The organism is Bradyrhizobium iriomotense, from assembly GCF_030160715.1.
GTDB classification, from domain to species: Bacteria; Pseudomonadota; Alphaproteobacteria; order Rhizobiales; family Xanthobacteraceae; genus Bradyrhizobium; species Bradyrhizobium iriomotense.
On record NZ_BSOW01000026.1, the window covers coordinates 23,779 to 45,883 of the forward strand.

At 63.0% G+C, this 22,105-nt stretch carries 19 protein-coding genes; 17 read left to right on the plus strand and 2 right to left on the minus strand.

Features of this window, described 5'->3' with window-relative positions; translation table 11 throughout:
• The first annotated feature begins 13 nt into the window (after positions 1-13).
• The 5 genes from QQL28_RS31230 to QQL28_RS31250 all read left to right on the plus strand — a co-directional run bounded on the left by QQL28_RS31230 (position 14) and on the right by QQL28_RS31250 (position 5,203).
• Positions 14-934: a LysR family transcriptional regulator gene (locus QQL28_RS31230; RefSeq protein ID WP_284271702.1), complete on the plus strand. Its 921-nt coding sequence runs from the start codon at positions 14-16 to the stop codon at positions 932-934.
• A 150-nt stretch (positions 935-1,084) separates the two neighbouring features.
• Positions 1,085-1,789, plus strand: a complete 705-nt coding sequence (locus QQL28_RS31235) for a GntR family transcriptional regulator (RefSeq protein WP_284271703.1) — start codon at positions 1,085-1,087, stop codon at positions 1,787-1,789.
• Positions 1,790-1,946: 157 nt separating this feature from the next.
• On the plus strand, positions 1,947-2,909 hold the full coding sequence (locus QQL28_RS31240) for a dihydrodipicolinate synthase family protein (RefSeq protein WP_284271704.1): 963 nt from the start codon (positions 1,947-1,949) through the stop codon (positions 2,907-2,909).
• Between the two features lie 45 nt (positions 2,910-2,954).
• Entirely contained in the window at positions 2,955-4,199 is a 1,245-nt protein-coding gene (locus QQL28_RS31245) for an NAD(P)/FAD-dependent oxidoreductase (RefSeq protein WP_284271705.1), read from the plus strand.
• 2 nt (positions 4,200-4,201) lie between these two features.
• Positions 4,202-5,203 carry a 4-hydroxyproline epimerase gene (locus QQL28_RS31250; RefSeq protein ID WP_284271706.1) on the plus strand — a complete coding sequence of 334 codons (1,002 nt, stop codon included), beginning with the start codon at positions 4,202-4,204 and terminating at the stop codon, positions 5,201-5,203.
• Here QQL28_RS31250 and QQL28_RS31255 read toward each other — a convergent pair.
• Positions 5,182-5,805: a TetR/AcrR family transcriptional regulator gene (locus tag QQL28_RS31255; protein ID WP_284271707.1), complete on the minus strand. Its 624-nt coding sequence runs from the start codon at positions 5,803-5,805 to the stop codon at positions 5,182-5,184. The genes QQL28_RS31250 and QQL28_RS31255 overlap by 22 nt on opposite strands.
• A gap of 257 nt (positions 5,806-6,062) precedes the next feature.
• Here QQL28_RS31255 and QQL28_RS31260 point away from each other — a divergent pair, with 257 nt between their 5' ends.
• The 12 genes from QQL28_RS31260 to QQL28_RS31315 all read left to right on the plus strand — a co-directional run bounded on the left by QQL28_RS31260 (position 6,063) and on the right by QQL28_RS31315 (position 20,045).
• Positions 6,063-6,818, plus strand: a complete 756-nt coding sequence (locus QQL28_RS31260; protein WP_284271708.1) for an ABC transporter ATP-binding protein — start codon at positions 6,063-6,065, stop codon at positions 6,816-6,818.
• Positions 6,815-7,522: an ABC transporter ATP-binding protein gene (locus QQL28_RS31265; RefSeq protein WP_284271709.1), complete on the plus strand. Its 708-nt coding sequence runs from the start codon at positions 6,815-6,817 to the stop codon at positions 7,520-7,522. The genes QQL28_RS31260 and QQL28_RS31265 overlap by 4 nt, the downstream gene beginning before the upstream one ends.
• 39 nt (positions 7,523-7,561) lie before the next feature.
• Positions 7,562-8,752, plus strand: coding sequence for an ABC transporter substrate-binding protein (locus tag QQL28_RS31270; RefSeq protein ID WP_284271710.1), 1,191 nt, complete (start codon positions 7,562-7,564; stop codon positions 8,750-8,752).
• A gap of 10 nt (positions 8,753-8,762) precedes the next feature.
• Positions 8,763-9,623, plus strand: coding sequence for a branched-chain amino acid ABC transporter permease (locus tag QQL28_RS31275; RefSeq protein ID WP_284271711.1), 861 nt, complete (start codon positions 8,763-8,765; stop codon positions 9,621-9,623).
• Position 9,624: 1 nt separating this feature from the next.
• Positions 9,625-10,566 carry a branched-chain amino acid ABC transporter permease gene (locus tag QQL28_RS31280; RefSeq protein WP_284271712.1) on the plus strand — a complete coding sequence of 314 codons (942 nt, stop codon included), beginning with the start codon at positions 9,625-9,627 and terminating at the stop codon, positions 10,564-10,566.
• Between the two features lie 13 nt (positions 10,567-10,579).
• Entirely contained in the window at positions 10,580-11,086 is a 507-nt protein-coding gene (locus QQL28_RS31285) for a hypothetical protein (RefSeq protein WP_284271713.1), read from the plus strand.
• A 75-nt stretch (positions 11,087-11,161) separates the two neighbouring features.
• A complete protein-coding gene (locus tag QQL28_RS31290; protein WP_284271714.1) occupies positions 11,162-12,388 on the plus strand; it encodes a metal-dependent hydrolase family protein in 1,227 nt (408 codons plus the stop codon).
• 156 nt (positions 12,389-12,544) lie between these two features.
• Complete coding sequence (gene lhpH, locus QQL28_RS31295) at positions 12,545-13,552, plus strand: trans-3-hydroxy-L-proline dehydratase (protein ID WP_284271715.1); 1,008 nt, start codon at positions 12,545-12,547, stop codon at positions 13,550-13,552.
• Positions 13,553-13,645: 93 nt separating this feature from the next.
• On the plus strand, positions 13,646-14,884 hold the full coding sequence (locus QQL28_RS31300) for a metal-dependent hydrolase family protein (RefSeq protein WP_348522531.1): 1,239 nt from the start codon (positions 13,646-13,648) through the stop codon (positions 14,882-14,884).
• A 109-nt stretch (positions 14,885-14,993) separates the two neighbouring features.
• Positions 14,994-16,241 carry a DNA polymerase IV gene (dinB, locus tag QQL28_RS31305; protein WP_284271717.1) on the plus strand — a complete coding sequence of 416 codons (1,248 nt, stop codon included), beginning with the start codon at positions 14,994-14,996 and terminating at the stop codon, positions 16,239-16,241.
• A gap of 298 nt (positions 16,242-16,539) precedes the next feature.
• A complete protein-coding gene (locus QQL28_RS31310; protein WP_284271718.1) occupies positions 16,540-18,870 on the plus strand; it encodes a bifunctional salicylyl-CoA 5-hydroxylase/oxidoreductase in 2,331 nt (776 codons plus the stop codon).
• Positions 18,867-20,045, plus strand: coding sequence for an acyl-CoA dehydrogenase family protein (locus QQL28_RS31315; protein WP_284271719.1), 1,179 nt, complete (start codon positions 18,867-18,869; stop codon positions 20,043-20,045). Before QQL28_RS31310 ends, QQL28_RS31315 begins: the two co-directional genes overlap by 4 nt.
• 32 nt (positions 20,046-20,077) lie before the next feature.
• Here the strand turns inward: QQL28_RS31315 and QQL28_RS31320 are convergent, their stop codons facing one another.
• Complete coding sequence (locus QQL28_RS31320; RefSeq protein WP_284271720.1) at positions 20,078-22,087, minus strand: putative bifunctional diguanylate cyclase/phosphodiesterase; 2,010 nt, start codon at positions 22,085-22,087, stop codon at positions 20,078-20,080.
• Between the last annotated feature and the right edge of the window lie 18 nt (positions 22,088-22,105).

The following is a 22,105-nucleotide window of genomic DNA, read 5'->3' on the forward strand; positions in this document are numbered from 1 at the left end:
CAGGCGGCTGCGAATGCGGCATTTCCAGTTGCTCGTTCTGCTTGGCGATCTGGGTTCGTTACGCGCGGCTGCGGCGTCGCTCAACCTCACGCAGCCCGCCGCCAGCAAGATGTTGGCCGAGGTTGAACGGACGTTCGGGGCTCCGTTGTTCGATCGAGGGCGGCATGGCGTCGAGCCCAATATCTTCGGCCGCTCCGCGATTCGCCACGCACGCGTGATGATGGCTGAAACCGAGCATGCCGCGAACGAATTGAACGCGATGCGAGGCGGCGCGACCACTGTCGTACGTGTAGGAGCACCGTCGATTACCGATGTCGTGCCGAAAGCGACGGTGGAACTGATGCGGCTTATTCCGGGCACGTGTGTCGAGATCCGAGAGGGGCGTGCGCGCGACCTCCTCAAACTTCTTCTCGATGCCGAACTCGATTGCGTGTTGGGTGCTCTGCCGTCCGAAACGTTGACGAACGATCCAATCGAACAGCTTCAATCGGAGGTCGTCTTCAACGATCATATCTGTGCAGTCGTGGCGAAAACAAATCCGCTATCCCGCAAGGGCAGGGCAAGCTGGCATGATCTGTCCTCTCAACGATGGATCGCTCCTCCTCGCAATACGCCCGTCCGGCGGGCCTTCATGGCGGGGTTTCTGAACAACGGGCTAACTCCACCCCAGCCGGTCGTGGAAGCGGTTTCACCTCCAACGCTTGGCGCACTCATAAGGCTGGATCGTTCATTGATCGGCGTCGCCCGCTATGGCAGCGCTCGGGACAGCGACGCGTTTCCCGGCACTCGGATCGTTGAAATTGTGCCAAAAATGACCTTGCCTCCGATCTGCGCGATTCTGCGCCGAACATCGGTGCAACGTCCCAAGGCCGTCGTCACCTTCGTCGAGGCTCTCAAGCGCGCCGCTCGCTCGTCACGCCCGCGCGCGACTTGACCAAGCGAGAGCCGAAAGAACTGCGCGTGAAAGGCAACTTGCCGGCAGAATGAACAATGGCTCAAATGCTATCCTTGTAGCTCTGTCCTTCTTGCATGTTGCTCCACCAGCCAGTGGGGCACTATATTTCGTGTCGACAAGAGGTTTTGCATGATCGACAGGACGATCGTTCCTTCAACCGACCGTAAGCGCGGTGAAGGGGTCAAATTGGTTTACGACATCCTCCGCGACGACATTCTGGATCTCGTCCTGCCGCCCGGCAGCCCGATCGATGAGGTCCAGTTGGCGGAACGACTGTCGATGTCGCGTACGCCGATCCGCGAAGCACTCGTGCGGCTGGCCGGTGAGGGGCTCGTCACCGCGCTGCCAAATCGCTCGACGATCGTGTCGAACATCGACTTTCTCAACCTCCACACCTTCTTCGACGCGCTGACGCTGATGTATCGCGTGACAACACGGCTGGCCGCTGAGTGTCGTACGGAAGTGGACCTTGAAATCATTCGCACGCGTCAGGCCGAGTTCACCCGTGCCGTGGAGGCGCACGATGCGCTCGCCATGATCGCCACAAATCGCAATTTTCACGCGGCGATCGCTGAGGCGGGGCGCAATCCCTATTACATCAGTCTTTTTGGCCGGCTTCTCGATGAAGGCCGGCGAATCCTGCGCATCTACTACTCCTCGTTCGACGATCATCTGCCCCGCCGCTACGTGATCGAGCACGAGGACATCATCGCTGCGATCGACGCCCGCGACGTTGAGAAGGCGGACCAACTGGCCTCCGCCCATGCCGACCAGATCGTTCGGCACATTCAGGAGATGATCGGGCGCGACCGCCGTCAGCGCATTGCGCTGTAAGCTATTCCCAAAGTTCAACAAATCTTACCCGCCGCCGCCTCGCGCGTGCGGCTCTTCGCGCTTGCATTCTTTGTGTCGACAAATAAAATACAAATGATATGCTGAGGTCGAATGACCGGACCGGCGATCCGGAAAATGGCAAACCCAGGAGATTCGAATGAGCGCGAAGATCTTTTCCGGCTGCATTCCGGCTTTGATGACCCCCTGCACCGCAGAGCGCCAACCCGACTTCGAAGCCCTTGTGCGAAAGGGGAAGGAGCTGATCGCTGCCGGCATGTCCGCCGTCGTCTATTGCGGCTCGATGGGTGATTGGCCGCTCATTAGCGATGAGCAGCGCATGGAGGGTGTCGAGCGGCTTGTGAAGGCGGGCGTTCCGGTCATTGTCGGCACCGGCGCGGTCAACACCGCCAAGGCCGTGGCTCATGCCGCCCATGCTCAGAAGGTCGGCGCGCAGGGGCTGATGGTCATCCCGCGCGTGTTGTCGCGCGGCCCATCGGTGACGGCTCAGCGCCATCATTTCAAGGCGATCCTCGCGGCGGCACCGCAGCTCCCGGCCGTGATCTACAACAGTCCCTATTACGGCTTCGCGACCCGCGCCGAGCTTTTCTTCGCCCTGCGTGAGGAGCATCCGAACCTCGTCGGTTTCAAGGAGTTCGGCGGCGCGGCCGACTTGCGCTACGCGGCCGAGAATATCACCAGCCGCGATGACGATGTGTCGCTGATGATCGGCGTCGACACGAATGTGTTTCATGGCTACGTGAACTGCGGCGCGACCGGCGCCATCACCGGCATTGGCTGCGTTTTGCCGAAAGAGGTGTTGCATCTGGTCGCGCTCAGCCAGGCAGCCGCAAAGGGCGACACGGAGGCGCGCCGACGTGCGCTGGAGCTGGAGAGCGCGCTGGCGGTCCTTTCCTCGTTCGACGAAGGTCCGGACCTGGTGCTTTACTTCAAGCATATGATGGTGCTGAAGGGTAACCCCGAGTACAAGCTTCATTTCAACGAGACCGATGCCCTGACTGACAGCCAGCGCGGTTATGTCGAGGCCCAGCTGAAGCTGTTCGAAACTTGGTACGCCCAATGGTCGAAAGAACTCGGCGCGTCGCAAAGGTACGCGGCCTGACGTCAAGGTTGGTAAGCCCTCTAGCGGGAGCTGAGTGAGCAGACGATGTCCGACACGGCAGTTTCCGACACGATCGTGATCGGAGCAGGTGTCATCGGCCTGTCTGCCGCGCTGGCCCTGCAGGCCCGGGGGCATCGCGTCGTCGTGCTGGACCGGGAAGGTCCGGCTGCAGGGGCTTCAGCTGGCAACGCGGGCGCCTTTGCCTTTACCGACATATTGCCGCTCGCTTCGCCCGGCATTTTGCGCAAGGCGCCGAAATGGCTGCTCGACCCGCTTGGGCCGCTCTCGGTCCCGCCTGCCTATGCGGCGCGAATCGCGCCGTGGATGTTCCGCTTCTGGCGGGCCTGCGCGCCCGGTCGTGTGGCCCGATCGACAGCGGCGCAGACATCGCTCATGGACCTGTCGAAAGCGGAACTCGAGCCTTTCCTGCGGCGGACCGGGACGCTCGCCATGTTACGCAAGGAAGGCAATCTGCAAGTCTATGAGAGCGAGTCCGAATTCCGTGCCTCGCTGCCCGGGTGGCAGGCCCGCGCCGATCATGGAATTGCATTCCGCCATATGACGGCAGCGGAGATGGCGGAAATCCAGCCCGGCATTGCCGCGCGCTTCACCCACGGCACCTTCACCCCGGGTTGGTATTCAATCTCCGATCCGAAGCTCTACACGCTAGCTCTCGCCGAACGTTTCGCCGCCGATGGCGGGGTCATCCAACGTGCAGAAGTAACCGCATTGCGCCCGCTGGAGAATGGCATCGAGGTGATTGCCGGCGTCGCGCACCGCGCAGATCATGTGGTCGTCGCAGCGGGGGCTTTCTCGCACAAAATCATCCGTACCATAGGCGAGCGCGTCCCGCTCGAAACGGAGCGCGGCTACAACACCACACTCTCGACCGATGCCTTCGACCTGCGCACGCAGATTACGTTCGGAGGGCATGGCTTCGTCGTCACTCGCTTGTCCACCGGCATCCGCGTTGGCGGCGCAGTCGAGCTTGGCGGTCTCTCACTGCCGCCGAACTTCGCGCGCTCCCGCGCCATGCTGACAAAGGCAAGCGCTTTCCTTCCCGGTTTGAAGGCCGAAGGCGGAGTCGCGTGGATGGGATTCCGTCCCTCGCTGCCCGACAGCCTCCCGGTCATTGGCCGCGCCCGCGCGACGCCGCGCGTCACCTACGCGTTCGGCCACGGTCATCTCGGCCTGACGCAGTCGGCCGGCACCGCCAGGCTTGTCGCCGACCTGGTCGCAGGACGAATGCCCGCCATCGACCTTTCTCCCTTCTCGCCTCGGAGATTCTGAGCATGGCCACCCACACCTTCTCCTGTATCGATGGGCATACCTGCGGCAATCCGGTGCGGCTCGTCTCCGGTGGCGGCCCGCGTCTGGAGGGCGCGAACATGCTCGAAAAGCGCGCTCACTTCCTGCGCGACTATGACTGGATCCGCACCGGTCTGATGTTCGAGCCGCGCGGACACGACATGATGTCGGGCTCCATCCTCTATCCGCCGACGCGCCCCGATTGCGATGTGGCGGTGCTGTTCATCGAGACCTCCGGCTGCCTTCCGATGTGCGGTCACGGCACCATCGGAACCATCACGATGGGCATCGAGAATGGCCTCATCACACCGCGCGAACCAGGAAAGCTGTCGATCGACGCGCCGGCCGGCAAGGTCGATATCACCTACCGGCAGGAGGGCCGCTTCGTGGAGGAGGTGCGCCTCACCAACGTTCCCGGCTTTCTTTATGCCGAGGGATTGACCGCCGAGGTGGAGGGCCTTGGCGAGATCATCGTTGACGTCGCCTATGGCGGCAATTTCTACGCGATCGTCGAGCCGCAAAAGAACTTCCGCGACATGGCCGACCATACGGCAGGCGAGTTGGTGGGGTGGTCGCCGCGTCTACGCGCGGCGCTCAACGAGAAGTATGAGTTCGTCCATCCCGAGTACCCGGAGATCAAAGGTCTCAGCCACATTCAGTGGACGGGCAAACCGACGAAACCAGAGGCGCATGCTCGCAACGCCGTCTTCTACGGCGAGAAGGCCATCGATCGCTCGCCATGCGGTACGGGCACCTCGGCGCGCATGGCGCAGCTCGCGGCGAAAGGCAAGCTCAAGGTCGGCGACGAGTTCGTGCATGAATCGATCATCGGCTCGCTGTTCAAGGGGCGGGTCGAGGCCAACGTCACGGTCGCCAACCGGGACGCGATTGTTCCCTCGATCGCAGGCTGGGCCCGCATGACCGGCATCAACACCATATTCATCGACGATCGCGATCCCTACGCTCACGGCTTCGTCGTGAAATGAAAATCTGAAGTAACGATCCGCTTCCATTCCTCCACGAGCTTGCCCTGAACGTTGCTGGACGTCTCGGAGCTGAAGTTGGGGTTCAAGGCGATGCCGCGGAGCACGCACAGGTTCATCTGGACGAACTGCCGCGTCTTCTTGTCGGACGCGCTGGTGCCGAGGAGTTGTGCGATCAACCGGTCGCGATGCGCCGACCAGCGGACCATGATGGCGCGAATGCCCTTGCCAAGCTCGTCGTCGTTACGGGCCGCAAGCATGATCTCGAGCGATGCAACGTAATGTGGCGATCGGTAGAGATTGTTCCAGAGAAGGTCGGTCACCTCGACCGGCTCCAGGCGCTTCGGGTATCGCGCGATCTGCCCCCATCCGTGCTCCCATGAAGTCATCAGATAGTCGTAGGCTGCGATGATGAGCTGATTGCGCGACGAGAACTGATGGGTGAGGGCGCCGCGAGACACCTTCGCACGTTCGGCGACATCCTCGGTTGCGAATCGCCCGTAGCCCACCTCGTTCATGGCATCGAGCGCGGCGCGGCACAGCTTCTCGCGCGTCTCCACCGAGCGCTCCGCCTGGGTTCGCTTTGTAACCTTCGTTCTGTTCATGGGTATCGCCGCTTGGAGCTCCGCCGGTCGAGAGGAAACAACGCGGTGCCACCACCGCTCGCATCCCATACAGCGCGTCCTGCATGAGGCGCAACTGGGGGTGCGCATTTGCACCAAAATCTATCATCCGCTGCTCAACAAACAAACAGGGTTGTCTGTTTTTATGTTGACGGCAATTCGTCCTTCTGTCTTGATTGCATCAATCCAGACGTGGTGCCGGTCAGCGGCATGAGCTTGCTGAACCGGCGGAGGTGCACATGCTCGAGATCAGCGGCGTCACGCGGCGATTCGGCGGCGTCCAGGCCCTCTCAGGGGTAGATCTGACGATTTCCCCGGGCGGTATCACCGGGATGATCGGACCGAACGGCGCCGGCAAGACGACGCTGTTCAACTGCATTTCGGGCATCCTGCCGATCTCCGGCGGCGAGATCCGCTTTCTCGGTCAACGCATCGACGGATTGCGGCCCGACCAGATTTCCCGCCGCGGACTCGTCCGCACGTTCCAGATCGCCCGCGGCTTCCCGCGCCTCACCGTACTCGAGAGCCTGCTTCTCTATGGCGCCGACCAGCCGGGGGAGTCACTTGCGGCTGCGCTGATCCGCACGCGCGCGAGCATTCGCCGGGAAGAGGCACTCGTCGAAAAGGCCTGCAAGCTCGCAGAGCGGCTCAAGCTGTCGCATGTCCTTGGCAACAAGGCCTCGGACCTCTCGGGCGGACAGAAGAAGCTGCTCGAGATTGGCCGGGCGATGATGCGGGATCCGCAAATGCTGCTGCTCGACGAACCGATGGCCGGCGTCAACCCTTCCCTGATCCGCGACATCGGCGATCGCCTCATCTCCATCGCCGAAGATGGCGTCACGATCGTGCTCATCGAGCATCAAATGGATCTGATTGCGCGTCTGTGCCAGCACGTGATCGTGTTGGCGGACGGCAGGCGGATGATCGAAGGAACGTTCGACGCCGTTGCCGGCAACACCGAGGTCCAGAACGCCTACATGGGGGCACGGCGATGAACGTGCTCGCTGTCGAAAACGTCGTGGCCGGCTATTCGGTCGGCGACCAGATCCTAAAGGGCGTCGACTTCGTGGTGAAGCCGCGCGAGATCGTGTGCATCGTCGGGCCGAACGGGGCAGGGAAGTCAACGCTTCTCAAGACGATCGCCGGCCTGTTGCGTCCCTCGCAAGGGCGCATCCTGCTGGCCGACAAGTCGATCGGAGGCATGAAGCCGCCCGACATTTCCAAATTCGGTATCGCTTTCGTGCCGCAGGAGCACAACGTCTTCGGCAACATGACCGTTTACGAGAACCTCGAGATGGGTGGCTATGTCGCCCGCGATCACATCCGCGCGCGCGCCGAAGCGGCAATGGACCACTTTCCCGTTCTTCGCCAGAAGCGCAGGCAACTCGCCAGGACCTTGTCGGGCGGCCAGCGCCAGCTCTTGGCCGTCGCAATGGCGCTCATGGTCGATCCGGAGCTCATCCTGCTCGACGAGCCCACGGCCGGACTGTCGCCGGTCGCAGCTACGGAACTGTTCGGCGAAATCATCCGACTGCGTGACGTCGGGAAGGCGATCGGGCTCGTCGAGCAGAATGCTCGCGACGCGATGGCGATATCGGATCGCACCTACGTTCTCGTCGACGGCAGGAATAACGTCGAAGGTCCATCGCATCAGTTGCTCGCCGACAAGGAAATCAGCCGCAAATTCCTGGGCGGTTAAGCACAGCTCGCATCCGTTTCAAACTTAGGGAGTACTCACATGAAGAGACGGACTTTTCTTTCCGGAGCCGCTGGTCTCGCAGTCGGTCTCGCGCTTCCCTATCTCGCGCGTGCGCAGGGCGGGCCGCTCAAGCTCGGCGTCCTTACGCCCCTGACGGGGGCGGGCGCACAGGATGGCCCGCGCATGCTGAAAGCGATGCAGGCGGTGGTCGATGAGGTCAACAAGGCGGGGGGTGTGCTGGGGCGGCAGATTGCGTTGATCGTCGAAGACGATCAGACCAACCCCGAAGCCGCCGTTCGCGCCGCCCAGAAGCTCGTCGGCGTCGATGGCGTGCCGGTCATCATGGGTACCTGGGCGTCGGCGGTCACATCGGCCGTGGCGCCGGTTTGCTGGGACAGCAAGACCTGTTTGATGACGGTGTCGGGCGCGGATTCCATTACCCAGCTTCCGCATCAGGGCTACATCTTCCGCACCCAGCCGACGACGACGCTGCAGGCGACGAAGCACGCCGAGTACATCGTATCGACCGGCGCGAAGAAGGTGGCCTACCTCGCCGTGCAGACGCCTTTCGCCGTGACCATGAAGGACATCATGACGGCCGTGCTCGAGAAGAACGGCTCGTCGATCGTGCGGGGAGTGGTCTACGAACCCGCGAAGGCGAGCTACCGCTCCGAGATCGACAGCGTCCTGGCGGCCAAGCCGGACATGATCTATCTCAACAGCTATTCGCCCGATCTGACCGTGCTGCTCAAGGACCTGTTCCGCGCCGGCTACACCGGCGGACGCTTCACGCAATCCTATGCCTACAATGCCAAGACAGCGGAGAGTCTACCGGCGGAGGTGACGGACGGGCTCGTCGCCGTGCAGCCGTCCAGTGATGTCGACAGCAACGCATATGCGCTGCTGCAGAAACGGCTTGGCGTGGCTTCGCCGGATTCTTACGAGGCTCAGGCGACGGACTGGGTCAGCCTGACGCTTCTTGCGATCGAGAAGTCCAAGAAGACCAGCGGAGCGGACATTCGCGACGCCGTTCGCTCGATCTCGCAAGGTAGCGGCGCCAGGGTCGCATCGGCGGTCGAGGGACTGAAGCTGCTGCGCGAAGGTAAGGACGTGAACTACGACGGCGCCAGCGGCAACTGCGACTTCAACGAGAAGGGCGATATTATCGATTGCCGCTTCCGTTACAGCCTGGCCAAGGGCGCAAAGTTCGAACTGATCAAGATCGTTTAAGGGGGCGGTGATGGACGTCCTGCAACTTATCGCCAATGGCATGATGGCGGGCGGGGTTCTCGCCGTGCCGGCCATCGGGCTTGCGGCGATGTACTCGGTGTTGCGGTTCCCCAACTTCGCCATCGCATCGCATGCCACCGCGGGGGCGTTCGCCGGCTGGATCGCGAACGCCTCGCTCGGGCTTCCGGTGCTGCCCTCCTTGATCGTCGCCCTGCTGGCCGGCGGCGCCATCGGCCTGCTGACGGACGAATTTGTGCTGCGGCCTTTTCGCCGGGCGGGCTTCATCACCACGGCAATCGGTTCGCTCGCCTTGACGATCGGCCTGGAGAACGTCGTTCGGCTCGTCTTCGGCAATGAAATGCGCGGCTACGATCTTCCGCTCGCGCGCGATGTCGTCCTTGCCGGCATTCACATCGGTCCGCAGCAACTCCAGAACGTCATGGTGTCGGTCGTCGTCATGGCGCTGGTGTTCGGCTTCCTGTCGTTTACCCGCATGGGAAAGGCCATGCGCGCGGTCGCGGATAATCCTCCGCTCGCCGACATCAAGGGCATCGATGCGCGCATGGTCGCTCGTATCGTATCCTTCATGGGCATGGGCCTCGCAGGACTCGGCGGCATGCTGATAGGACTTGATTCGTCGATTGATCCGCTCACCGGCTTCCGTGTGATGCTGCCGATCTTCGCGGCAGCCGTCGTCGGCGGGCTCGGCAGTATTCCCGGTGCGGTTGCGGGCGCGCTCGTGGTGGGTGTCGCCGAGGAGCTCTCGCTCCTCGCTCTACCGCCCAGCTACAAGTCGACGGTCGCATTCCTGGCAATCATCCTCATCCTGGCAGTCCGCCCGCGAGGCATCTTCGGACGGGAGGCCTACTGACATGGTCATCTACCTGCTCAGTATCTCCGTCGTCGCCACGATCTACGCGGTGATGGCGCTAGGTCTCAACGTGATGTGGGGCACGGCGGGCCTCGTCAACCTCGGTCTCGTCGGGTCAGCGGCCGTCGGTGCCTATACCAGTGCTCTCGTGACGACGCGGATGGGCTTGCCAATTCCTGTCGGCTTGCTGGCGGGCGTGCTGGCAGCTGTCCTGATCGGCGCGTTGCTGTCCCTCGTTACGACCCGGCTGAAGGATAACTACCTGGCGATCGTGACGCTCGGCTTCGCCGAGACCATCCGCATCGTCGCCTCAAACGAGATTTGGCTGACGAACGGCACCGACGGAATCTCCGGCATCCCTGGTCCACTCCGGGCAGTCCTGACGCCGCTGCAATTCAACGCTCTCTACCTCGCGATCGTGGTGTGCCTGCTTGGTCTCGTCTACGTCGTCTGCCAGCGAATCCTTTACTCGCCGTTCGGCCGCGTTCTTCACGCCATTCGCGACGATGACGTCGTCGTCGGCGTCGCCGGCAAGAACGGCCGCGTCTTCAAGGTGCAGGCCTTCGCCATCGGCAGCGGCATTGTCGGGCTCGCGGGGGGGCTTTATGCCCATTACACCTCCTTCATCGCGCCCGATCTGTTCGTGCCGCTGATCACGCTTTATGTGAAGTTGTCGCTGCTCTTGGGTGGCGTCGGAAATAATCGTGGCGCCGTCGTTGGCGCGGCGATCGTCATCGTTGTCCTCGAGAGCACACGTTTTCTCGTGCCGCTCATCCCCTACATCTCTCCGACCCAGGGTGCGGCGATGCGCGAGATCATCCTCAGCGCGGGCCTTTTGATCGTGCTGCGCTTCCGGCTCAAGGGGCTCGTCCCGGAAGCGCACGATCACCTCACGGTTCGGCCGCAACAAAACACCGCCGGGCTGCGCCCGGCGACCACATAGGGAAAGTACCCGGATGACCGCCAATCGCCCGACGCTGGATGATATGACTCAACTGGTCGATGCAACGACGCGCGGCCTCGATCTCGCGGACGCATGCCGTACGCTCGACGGCATCGCCGCGCGGCGATACGATTACAAGCTGTTCACCGTTCTGCGCCTCTGTCGCAGGGATAGCTCGGTGGAGCGCGTGCATTCGAGCGACCCCGTCGCCTATCCGTTGCTTGGGCGCAAGCGGACGCCGGATACGGTTTGGGGAAAGGTCGTTCTGACGGACGGCAAGGTCCTCGTATCCCGCACGCCTGACGATATCCGTGAGAACTTTTCAGACTACGAGACGATCTTCGCGCTGGGCGTCGGGAGCATGATCAATGTCCCGATCCTCTGGAACGGTATCGTCCGCGGCTCGGCGAACATCTCCTTCGCCGGCGATGGATACGTGAAGTGCGATCCTGCAGATCTGCAGATGCTTTGCGGAATCATCGCGCCCGTCGTCGTTGCGACGTCATCTTGCGAGATGTGATCGGCACGGATTCCGCTGCATCACTTTAACCTGGTCACCATCAACACTCCAATCTAGCCACGAGATCCTAACATCATGACGCAGTTTCTTTTCACGGGGGGAGCCCTTCTTGTTCCTGGCGCAAAGGAGCTGGAGCATGGGATCGATCTACTGGTCGAGGGTGAGCGCATCAAGGAGGTCGGCCGAAACATCCAGAGCTCGTCCGCGACGCGGATCGATCTGGGTGGAAGGACGCTCATGGCCGGACTCATCGACGCGCATGTGCACGTCATCGCGTCGAGCGTAAACCTCGCAGAGAACGCAGCTCTCCCCTCGTCGCTGGCGGCGCTCCGCGCAGCTCACATCATGAATCGCATGCTGATGCGTGGTTTCACGACCGTGCGCGATGTTGGCGGCGCGGATCACGGCCTCAAGCGAGCCGTTCAGGAGGGCCTCATTGATGGTCCTCGCCTCGTGATCTCCGGCAAGGCGCTCGGGCAGACGGGCGGACACACGGATTTCCGCCCTCGGTCGGATGACCGCGGCACTTTCGACGAGCGCCTCGGCGCGCTCGGGCGGATCGCTGACGGTGTCGACGCGGTGCGCCGCGCAGCTCGTGAGGAGATCCGTAGCGGCGCCGATCTCGTCAAGATCATGGCCAATGGCGGGGTTGCCTCGCCGAACGACCCGATTCATGCGCTCGGCTATTCGCGTGACGAGATCCGGGCGGCGGTGGAGGAAGCCTCGAACGCCGGAACCTATGTGTCGGCCCATCTCTACACCGACGAGGCCATTCGTCGCGCGGTCGAGTGCGGCGTCCATTCGCTCGAGCATTGCAATCTCATCCAGCCTCAAACAGCGGCGCTGGCGGCGAAAGCAGGCTGCGTTGCTTGCCCCACGCTCGTTGCCTACGAGGGGCTCGCGATGGAGGGCGCAAGATTCGGCCTCAGCCCGGATTCAGTCGCCAAGATCGAAACCGTCCGGCGGGGCGGCATGGAATCGCTCGGCATCATGCGGGATGCCGGATTGCCGATGGCCTACGGTTCGGACCTGCTCGGCGAGCTGCAGAAGTATCAGTCGATGGAGTTCACGATCCGGTCGCGCGTTCTGCCGACACACGAGATCCTGACCTCGGCCAGCACTATCGCAGCGCGCCTCTGTCGGCTCGAAGGGCAGATCGGTGCGCTGACCCCCGGCAGCTACGCCGACCTGATCGTGGTCGATGGCAATCCGTTTGCCGAGATCAGCATCCTCGATGGCCAGGGCGAGCGGATCCCGGCCGTGATGAAGGGCGGGCGCTTCTACAAGTATCAGCTGGCATGAATCAATTTTCGGGCGGCGCCAGAGCCAACGGCTCTGCCTATTAGGCCAGGCGACGATCGATTCTGGCCGTGCATCGTATCGAGTCCAGCAACTTGCCTTGTCCTTGGAGTCAGTCCAACGCCGTTGCTTGGAGCGGCTCGAAAATCAGGATCGACCATGAACATTGAAAGAATGCTTCGCACCGTTGAGGTTCATACGGGTGGTGAACCATTCAGAATTGTCGTGAGCGGCTTGCCGCGCTTCCCGGGCAGGACGATCGTCCAGCGCCGCGATTGGGTGAAGCAGAATATCGACGAGCTGCGCCAATCGCTGATCTTCGAGCCGCGCGGACACGCGGATATGTACGCTGGATACCTGACGGAACCGGTTTCGCCCAATGCCGACTTCGGTGTGATTTTCGTCCACAACGAAGGCTATAGCGACCATTGCGGTCATGGCGTCATCGCGCTCGCGACTGCGGCGACCGAGCTTGGCTGGGTCGCGCGAACAGAACCGGAGACTCGCGTGGGCATCGATGCGCCTTGTGGCTTCATCGAAGCTTTCGTGTCCTGGGATGGCGAGCGCGCCGCGAGTGTCCGTTTCGTCAACGTGCCTTCGTTCCTGGTTCATGCCGATGCCGTGGTGGAAACGTCGAGCTTCGGCCGGATCACCGGAGATGTCGCATTCGGAGGCGCGTTCTATTTCTATGCGGACGGCCGTCCGCATGGCCTGGCAATCCGCAACGGTAACGCGGAGGCGTTGATTCGTTTCGGCGCGGAGGTGAAGGCTGCGGCGAATGCAGCGTACCCGGTCGTGCATCCCGAGATTCCCGAACTGAATCACATCTACGGAACGATCATCGATGGCGATCCGCACGATCCTGCCTCGACGCAGGCGAACGCCTGCATCTTTGCCGATCGTCAGTTGGATCGTTCGCCGACGGGATCCGGAACGGCCGGGCGGATCGCGCTGCTCTACGCCAAGGGGCTGATCGGCATGAACGACACGCTGATCAACGAGTCGCTGATCGGAACTGTCATGAGGGCGCGGGTGCTGCGCGAGACGCGACTTGGCACATATTCCGCGGTCGTGCCGGAAGTTTCGGGTAGCGCGCATGTTTATGGTCAGGCGACCTGGATGCTCGATCGCCACGACCCGCTGCGATACGGCTTCCTGGTTCGATAGCTGCGTGGACGTGCTGCAGCTGGACGTTACCGCGACCAAGCGGAACCGCTGCCTCCCCGCATCTCATCGAGCAAGTAACAGAACGGAGTGCCCATGACCGTCGTCTTCAAGAATGCCCGTGTCTTCGACGGAACGAGCCGACAGCTCAGAGATGGCCTGTCCGTCGTGGTTCGAGATGAATTCATCCGCGAGGTGTCGCCAGATCCGGTCGAATCAAAAGGGGCGCATGTCATCGACTGCACCGGAAAAACGCTGCTGCCGGGCCTCATCGACGCCCATGTGCATGTCACCGCGAACAGCGTTGACCTCAGCGCGGGCAAGCAATGGCCTTCGTTCGTATATACCCAGTCTCGATACATCATCGAGGGCATGCTGGATCGAGGCTTCACCACGGTACGCGATGGCGGCGGCGCCGATGCAGGTCTGGTGCGGGCGGTCGACGAAGGTTACATTCGAGGGCCGCGTCTCATCATTTCAGGCGCCGCGCTCAGTCAGACGGGCGGTCATGGAGATATGCGCTCCATTTTTCGTCGGCCGGATGAACTCGCGCGAGAGACGACGGGCAGCTCGATCGCGCGCATCGCCGACGGCATTTCAGAGGTCCGCGAAGCCGCCCGCGATGAACTGCGCAAGGGAGCCCACTTCATCAAGGTGATGGCATCCGGTGGGGCCGCCTCCGTCACCGACCCTATCGAGAACCTGCAATATTCCGGGGAGGAGTTGCGCGCCATCGTCGAGGAGGCCGAAGCCTGGAACACCTATGTCATGGCTCATGCCTACACGCCGCGTTCTATTCGCGCGGTGGTGATGGCGGGCGGGCGCACCATCGAGCATGGAAATCTCATCGACATGGAAACGGCCGAACTCATGCGTGAGCACGGAACGTACCTCGTGCCCACCCTGGTCGCCTCTGATATCCTCACTCAATTCGCCGACAGATACGGCTTTTCTCGTCAGAGCATGCGCAAGATCGCGCAAGTGCGTGATCGCGGCTTGGAAGGCCTGTCGATCAGCCGGGCCGCCGGTGTAAAAATCGGTTTCGGCACCGATTTGCTGGGCATCGAGCTCCATCCCTGCCAGGGCGAAGAATTCACCTTGCGCGCCAAGGTCGAGGAGACGGTAGACACCCTGATTTCCGCGACGAGCGTAAACGCCGAGATGATGATGATGCAGGGTAAGCTCGGGGTGATTGCGCCCGGAGGCTATGCCGATCTTCTCGTCGTCGAGGGCGACCCGACGGTCGATCCGAAGGTCTTCACGCACAAGGGCGAGAACATCGATGTCATCATGAAGGGCGGAGAGTTCTTCAAGGACCGTCTCACCGGCAGATAGATGCAGCACCTAGGCGTGCGCGCATTCTGCCGCTTGACACCCGCCATCAATGTTCTCATTATGTTCTAAGTAGGAAACGTTCTCGAAACGGCACGGGCAATCGATCGGGATGGCAACGACAGCCACCATCCTGCACGCGGACCTGGATGCCTTCTATGCCTCAGTAGAGCAGCTGCTTGATCCCTCGTTGCGCGGCAAGCCCATCGCCGTCGGCGGCGGGGTCGTGCTTGCCGCTTCTTACGAAGCGAAGGCCTTCGGAGTTCGCGGGGGCATGCCCGGACGACAAGCGCGCGAACTGTGTCCGCACATCACCTTTGTCGGTGGGCATTTCAGGGACTACCAACGACTGGGAGATGCCGCCATCAAGGTGATCGGCGATTTCACGCCGCTGGTGGAACGGATCTCCATTGACGAGGCCTTTGCCGACGTTGCGGGCTGCACCCATCTCTTCGGTGCGCCTCCCGAAATTGCGAGGGCAATCCGCCATCGGGTGCGGACGGAGCTTGGCCTTCCGATCTCGGTCGGTGTGGCACGTACGAAGCATCTCGCAAAAATTGCCTCGCAAGTGGCCAAGCCCGATGGGCTGGTGGTCGTCCAGCCCGGTACAGAGCTGGAATTCCTTCATCGTCTGCCCGTCGAATTGATGTGGGGCGTGGGACCGGTCACGAAGGCGCGGCTCGCCGAAATCGACGTGCAGACCATTGGGCAATTGGCAACCACACCAGGATGGTCGCTCGAGCGGTTGCTCGGTCCCGCGGTAGGAGAGAAACTTGCAGCGCTGGCGTGGAATCGCGATCCGCGGCAAATCAAGGCCCATCGCCGCGCCCGATCGGCAGGAGCGCAGTCGGCAATTGGCAGGAAGCCCGCCGAAGAGCAAGTTTTTCGACCAACCCTACTTCACCTCGCTGACCGGGTCGGCACGCGGCTCCGCGCTAAATCCAGACCTGGCCGAACCGTGACCGTCCGCGTTCGCTTCGCCAATCTGAATTCGGTCACCCGCTCGGTCACGCTCGACGCACCAGTTTCCGCAACCATGATCCTCGCCGAGATTGCAGAGGATCTCGTGCGCGCGGTCCTCGCAGAACACCCTGATGAGAGGATAATCTCGCTCCTGGCGATCTCTGTCTCGCATCTCGAAGAGCACTGGGATCTGGCGCTTGAACTTCCGCTTGGCCTTCCGGATGAACGCTGTCGCCCCGGCAGCAAAATTGGCATGGCACGATGGGCGGCCGACCGTGCCGTCGATAAGATCCGCGATCGCTTCGGATGGGATGCCATTGGATATGGCTCGGTGGCGCTTGGCATCTCTCGTTCCGTTCCCGATGAGTTTCGCGAGCTCGCCGAAAAGGACCTGTAACAGTCAGGCGCGAGGAGCAGGTTTGCTGGGACCTGCCATGCGGGAGCTCTCGCGAGCTTCGACGACGACGCCGATGCTTATGACGTCGTTCAGCCAGTTCGGATTTGGCGGAGGCACGTCCCTCCAGACCGGCCGTGCCGTCAAGCCGTTAACAAACCGCCGCTTTTCGGCCGGCGGCAGACATAAGCGGGCCGCCAGGCCCTGGCGCCTTGACAACCCGATCCAGCGAGATATTTTATACTTAAAATAATTTGACTGCCAGCTCTCTACACGGCGCGGCGCGCGAAAGCGAGGGATCATGCGCATAGTCTGTATCGGCGGCGGCCCGGCCGGGCTCTACCTGGGCCTCCTGATGAAGCGCCGGCACCCGGAGCACGTCGTCACCGTCGTCGAGCGCAACAAGCCTTACGACACGTTCGGCTGGGGCGTGGTGTTCTCCGACGCCATGATGCAGGCGATGCGAATCGCCGATCCCGAAAGCGCGGCCGAGATCGAGGACGCCTTCAATCATTGGGACGACATCGAGCTCGTCTTCAAGGGGACGCGCCAGCGCACGACCGGCCATGGCTTCATCGGCATCGGACGCAAGCACCTGCTCAATATCCTTCAGCGGCGCTGCGAGACGCTGGGCGTCGAGCTGGTCTTCGAGCGCGACGTCGAGTCCGATCTCGAATTCCCCGACGCCGATCTGATCATCGCTTCCGACGGTGTCAATTCCAGGATCCGTGCCCGCTACGCCGAGCAGTTCCAGCCCGACATGGTGATCCGGCCGAACCGCTATATCTGGCTGGGCACCAAGAAGGCGTTCGACGCCTTTACGTTCGATTTCCGCAGGACCGAGCACGGCTGGTTCCAGGCACATATCTACAAGTTCGATAATGAAACCTCGACCTTCATCATCGAGACGACGGAAGAGGCCTACAACGGCCATGGGCTCGGCGACCTCGACCAGCAGGGTTCGATCGAATTCTGCGAAAAGCTCTTCGCCGAGACGCTGGACGGTGCGAAGCTCTTGACCAACGCCCGCCATCTGCGCGGCTCAGCCTGGCTCAATTTCAGCCGCCTGATCTGTGGCAAATGGAGCGTGTTTAACGGCAAGTCCCACGTCGTCTTGATGGGCGATGCCGCGCATACCGCGCATTTCGCGATCGGCTCGGGCACCAAGCTCGCGCTCGACGACGCCATCGAGCTCGCCAACCAGTTCGATCGCCATGGCCACAGTCGCGACAAGATCGAGACCGTGCTGGATGCCTACGAGGAGGTGCGCCGCGTCGACGTCGCCCGCATCCAGAATGCGGCGCGGAACGCCATGGAATGGTTCGAGGTGGTCGGCCGGCGCTATGCCGACACGCTCGAGCCGCCGCAGTTCTTCTATTCGATGCTGACGCGCTCGCAGCGCATCAGCCACGAGAACCTTCGGCTGCGCGACCGCACCTGGCTGGAAGGCTTTGAGCGCTGGTTTGCCGCGCGCTCAGGGATCGCCGTCAAGGACGGCGATCGCGTGCCGCCTCCGATGCTGACCCCGCACCGCGTGCGGGGGCTTAGCCTTGCGAACCGCATCATGGTTTCGCCAATGGCGATGTATTCGGCGCAGGACGGGCTCATCAACGACTTCCACATCGCCCACCTCGGTGCACGCGCCATGGGCGGTGCCGCGCTGATCTTTGCCGAGATGACCTGCGTCTCGCCGGATGCGCGGATCACGCCAGGTTGCCTCGGCCTCTGGAACGACGCACAACAGGCGCAGTGGCGTCGCCTCGTCGATCTCGTTCACAGTGTCGGACATGCCAAGGTGGGCATTCAGCTCGGCCATTCCGGACGAAAGGGCGCGACCCGGGTTCCCTGGGAAGGAATCGATCAGCCGCTGGTATCAGGAGATTGGCCGCTGATCTCTGCGTCGGCGCTGCCCTATCTGCCTCACAGCAAGTTGCCGCGGGCGATGGACCGCAACGACATGGACCGCGTGCGCGACGATTTCGTCGCGGCAACCCGTCGCGCCGCGGCGGCCGGCGTCGAATGGCTCGAGGTCCATTGCGCCCACGGCTATCTGCTGTCGAGCTTCCTGTCGCCGCTGACCAACCGGCGGACCGACGAGTATGGCGGCAGCCACGACAACCGTGCGCGTTTTCCGCTGGAGGTGTTCAAGGCGATGCGCGCCGCGTGGCCATCCGATCGCCCGATGTCGGTGCGCCTGTCCTGCCATGACTGGACCGAGGGCGGCAACACGCCGGCGGACGCGGCGATCTTCGCCGCGATGTTCAAGGAAGCGGGCGCAGACGTGATTGATTGTTCGTCGGGACAGGTCTGGAAGGAGGAGCGGCCGATCTACGGACGCCTGTTCCAGACTCCCTTCGCCGACCTGATCCGCAACGAGGTGGGTGTCGAGACCATCGCAGTCGGCGCGATCTCCGAAGCCGATCACGCCAACTCGATCCTCGCCGCAGGCCGCGCCGATCTCTGCGCCATTGCAAGGCCGCATCTCGCCGATCCCGCCTGGACGCTGCATGAAGCCGCGCGTATCGGCATCACTGCGATGAGCTGGCCGAAGCAATATCTGTCGGCCAAGGGGCAATATGAAACCAATCTCGCCCGCGCCGCCGCGGCGGCCGCGCAGGAGATGTCAAAATGAGCTCTGCTGCCAAGGTGATCAGGCGCGACTGGCTGGACTGGCCGTTCTTCGAGCCGCGCCATCATGCAATCGGCGAGGCACTCGATCGCTTCGTCCGGTCGGGAGCTCTCGACAAGATCGACCACAGCGATGTCGACGGCGCCTGCCGCAAGCTCGTGCGGGCGATGGGCGAGGCGGGCTTGCTCGATTGCGCGGTCGCAGCGCCCGATGGTGATGCGACCACGATCGATTCGCGTTCCATCTGCCTATCGCGCGAGTCGCTGGCCTATGCCGACGGGCTCGCCGATTTCGCCTTCGCCATGCAGGGGCTCGGTTCCGGCGCCATCGCGCTCGGCGGCTCGGCGGAGCTGCGCAGGGCCGTGCTGCCGAAAGTTCGATCGGGCGAATGGCTGTCGGCCTTCGCTCTGTCCGAGAAGGCGGCGGGGTCGGACGTTGCGGCCATGTCCTGCGCTGCGCGCGCCGATGGCGACGATTACGTCATCGACGGCGAGAAGACCTGGATCTCGAACGGCGGCATCGCCGACGTCTACACGCTGTTCGCGCGAACCGGGGAGGCGCCGGGCGCCCGCGGCATTTCGGCCTTCGTCGTCTTCCCAGGTGATCCCGGGTTCAGCATTGCCGAGCGCATCGACGTCATCGCGCCGCATCCACTGGCGACGTTGCGCTTTACGAACTGCCGCATCCCGGCGAGCCGTCGTCTTGGCGCGCCCGGCGGCGGCTTCAAGCTCGCCATGCAGACGCTCGACATCTTCCGCGCCTCGGTCGCCGCCGCGGCCCTCGGCTTTGCGCGGCGCGCGCTCGATGAGGCGCTGTCGCATGCGCAGAGCCGGCCCATGTTCGGCGCGACGCTTGGCGACCTCCAGTTGACCCAGGCCGCGCTCGGCGACATGGCGACCGAGACCGACGCCGCCGCGCTCCTGACCTACCGCGCGGCCTGGCGCCGCGACGTTCAGAAACTGCCGACCACCCGCGAAGCTGCGATGGCTAAGTTGACGGCGACCGAGACCGCGCAGCGCGTCATCGACCGTGCCGTGCAGATGTTCGGTGGACGCGGCGTGTGCAAGGGCGAGATCGTCGAGAGCCTCTATCGCGAAATTCGCGCGCTGCGGATCTACGAGGGTGCGACCGAGGTCCAGAAGCTGATCGTTGCGCGCGAGCTTTTGAAGCCGCGCTGAGGCGGCAGGCAGGTTGCCGCCGGTGAGAGATCTCAGGCGCTCGCGCGCGCGACGTCGTTGCCGAGGCGCTGGTGCTCCTCGGTGAGATAGCCCGACACCGCGTCTATCCGCATCGGCTTTGCGAAATAGTAGCCCTGGATATAGTCGCAGCCGAGCCGTCGAAGGCTCTCGAGCTGCGCGCGCGTCTCGACGCCTTCGACGACGCACGCGATCTCCATGTCCGCGCACAGGCCCGTCAGCGACTTGATGATCTTGTGGCTCACGGGATTGTCGTTGACGTCGGCGACGAAGCTGCGATCGATCTTGATCTTGTCGAGCGGCAGGCGGTGCACGTGGCTGAGCGAGGAATAGCCGGTGCCGAAATCGTCGAGCGAGATGCCGCAGCCCATCGCCTTCAGCGTGGCGATCGACTGCTGCGCCCGGACGAAATCGAAGGTGACCGCGGTCTCCGTGATCTCGAAGTCGATCCGCCGCGGCGGCACGCCGCTCTTCTCGATCACCGCGATCAGCGGCAGGATGCCGTCGGACGAGCAGATGTCATGGGCCGAGAGGTTGAACGACAGGCTGATATCGTCGGGCCAGGCTTTGCTTGCTGCCAGCGCGCGAACCAGGAGTGCCTGCGTCAGGCTGCGGATCAAGCCGATGCGCTCGGCAGCGGGGATGAAGTCGGCGGGCGAAACGAGGCCGAGGCGCGGGCTGTGCCAGCGCGCCAGCACCTCGAAGCCGGCGGTCCGCTCGCTCATCGCATCGACGATGGGCTGGAAGACGAGTTCCATCTCCGCGTCGAAATCGGCGGTGCGGAGCAGGTTCTCGATGACGCCGCGGCTGCGGATTTCCGCTTCCAGCTCGCTCGAGAAGATCACGGTGCGGCCGCGCGCATGGCGCTTGGCGTGGTAGAGCGCATAGTCGGCGCATTCGTAGAGGACTTCCGCATCCATCGCCGAGCGCGGATATAGCGCAAATCCGATCGAACAGGAGAGCCCGGTATGCGCCGTGTCGAGCTGATAGGGCAGCTTGACGCGATCGCCGATCCGGGTGCCGAGTTCGGCGAGATCCTCGTCACTGGGATCGCCTCTCACCACGAGACCGAATTCGTCGCCCCCGAGCCGCGCGAACTCGACGCGATGAGGGCCAAAACCCTCGCAGACCTCGCGAATGCGCCGGCCTGCCTCGATCAGCACGCGGTCGCCGACGGTGTGGCCGTAATTGTCGTTGATCGGCTTGAAGCCGTCGAGGTCGATGATCCCGACCGCGAGCCGGATCTGCCGTCGCTCGGCATCGCCGAAGGCGCTGGCGAGCTCGGCGAAGAAGCGGCGGCGGTTCGGCAGCTCGGTCAGGGAATCGAGATTGGCGAGGCGGAAATTCTCGTCCGACAGTGCTTGCGTCGCCACCTGCTGAGCGAGCAACGATTTGCGGGATGCGACGAGGTCGGCGAAGTCGCGGTAGTAGATGAACAGCACCGTCACCATCGCGCCCGACACCAGGAGGCAGTTGACCGCGATCGCCTTCAGCGTCGGCTCACCCGTCGAGAAGTAGAAGATGGCGTAGGGAATATTGACGATCAGCGTCACGATCAGGGCCGCCGAGCGCAGATGCATCAGGCAGAAGATGCAGCCGATGACGGTCACCGCCATGTAGAAGGCGACCTGCCCCTTGGCGAACGGATCGCCGTAGGGAAAGAGCGCGAAGGACCAGGCGGTGAAGCCGGCTCCGATCGGAACCGTCAGCCAGTTGGTGGCGCGCAGATTGTGCAGGATGTCGGCGTCGCTGCGCACGAGATGGCGTTGGCGCAGCCACCAGAATGTCCTCAATGCCGCAACCGCGGACAGTGCGCCGGGCACCACCATGGTCAGCCACGCCGGCGCCACCGGGACGAAGGTGTAGGCAACCGCGAGCGTGTTGGCGATCAGAATGAAGTAGAGCAGCGGAATCTGCTTGGAGAACGCGTCGAACTGCGCGCGCGTCAGGTCGGGGTTGTCGGCGGGCACGCGAAACAGCCGCACCGCCGCCGCAAGGTGAGATTTGAAGTTTGCAACGAGCATTGAAAATCGAGCCCCGGA

What these genes read in the sequence shown, in the direction of transcription:
- QQL28_RS31230 (WP_284271702.1), top strand. Translation starts at nt 14, where the DNA reads ATGCGGCATTTCCAGTTGCTCGTTCTGCTTGGCGATCTGGGTTCGTTA.
- QQL28_RS31235 (WP_284271703.1), top strand. Translation starts at nt 1,085, where the DNA reads ATGATCGACAGGACGATCGTTCCTTCAACCGACCGTAAGCGCGGTGAA.
- QQL28_RS31240 (WP_284271704.1), top strand. Translation starts at nt 1,947, where the DNA reads ATGAGCGCGAAGATCTTTTCCGGCTGCATTCCGGCTTTGATGACCCCC.
- QQL28_RS31245 (WP_284271705.1), top strand. Translation starts at nt 2,955, where the DNA reads ATGTCCGACACGGCAGTTTCCGACACGATCGTGATCGGAGCAGGTGTC.
- QQL28_RS31250 (WP_284271706.1), top strand. Translation starts at nt 4,202, where the DNA reads ATGGCCACCCACACCTTCTCCTGTATCGATGGGCATACCTGCGGCAAT.
- QQL28_RS31255 (WP_284271707.1), bottom strand. Translation starts at nt 5,805, where the DNA reads ATGAACAGAACGAAGGTTACAAAGCGAACCCAGGCGGAGCGCTCGGTG.
- QQL28_RS31260 (WP_284271708.1), top strand. Translation starts at nt 6,063, where the DNA reads ATGCTCGAGATCAGCGGCGTCACGCGGCGATTCGGCGGCGTCCAGGCC.
- QQL28_RS31265 (WP_284271709.1), top strand. Translation starts at nt 6,815, where the DNA reads ATGAACGTGCTCGCTGTCGAAAACGTCGTGGCCGGCTATTCGGTCGGC.
- QQL28_RS31270 (WP_284271710.1), top strand. Translation starts at nt 7,562, where the DNA reads ATGAAGAGACGGACTTTTCTTTCCGGAGCCGCTGGTCTCGCAGTCGGT.
- QQL28_RS31275 (WP_284271711.1), top strand. Translation starts at nt 8,763, where the DNA reads ATGGACGTCCTGCAACTTATCGCCAATGGCATGATGGCGGGCGGGGTT.
- QQL28_RS31280 (WP_284271712.1), top strand. Translation starts at nt 9,625, where the DNA reads ATGGTCATCTACCTGCTCAGTATCTCCGTCGTCGCCACGATCTACGCG.
- QQL28_RS31285 (WP_284271713.1), top strand. Translation starts at nt 10,580, where the DNA reads ATGACCGCCAATCGCCCGACGCTGGATGATATGACTCAACTGGTCGAT.
- QQL28_RS31290 (WP_284271714.1), top strand. Translation starts at nt 11,162, where the DNA reads ATGACGCAGTTTCTTTTCACGGGGGGAGCCCTTCTTGTTCCTGGCGCA.
- lhpH (WP_284271715.1), top strand. Translation starts at nt 12,545, where the DNA reads ATGAACATTGAAAGAATGCTTCGCACCGTTGAGGTTCATACGGGTGGT.
- QQL28_RS31300 (WP_348522531.1), top strand. Translation starts at nt 13,646, where the DNA reads ATGACCGTCGTCTTCAAGAATGCCCGTGTCTTCGACGGAACGAGCCGA.
- dinB (WP_284271717.1), top strand. Translation starts at nt 14,994, where the DNA reads ATGGCAACGACAGCCACCATCCTGCACGCGGACCTGGATGCCTTCTAT.
- QQL28_RS31310 (WP_284271718.1), top strand. Translation starts at nt 16,540, where the DNA reads ATGCGCATAGTCTGTATCGGCGGCGGCCCGGCCGGGCTCTACCTGGGC.
- QQL28_RS31315 (WP_284271719.1), top strand. Translation starts at nt 18,867, where the DNA reads ATGAGCTCTGCTGCCAAGGTGATCAGGCGCGACTGGCTGGACTGGCCG.
- QQL28_RS31320 (WP_284271720.1), bottom strand. Translation starts at nt 22,087, where the DNA reads ATGCTCGTTGCAAACTTCAAATCTCACCTTGCGGCGGCGGTGCGGCTG.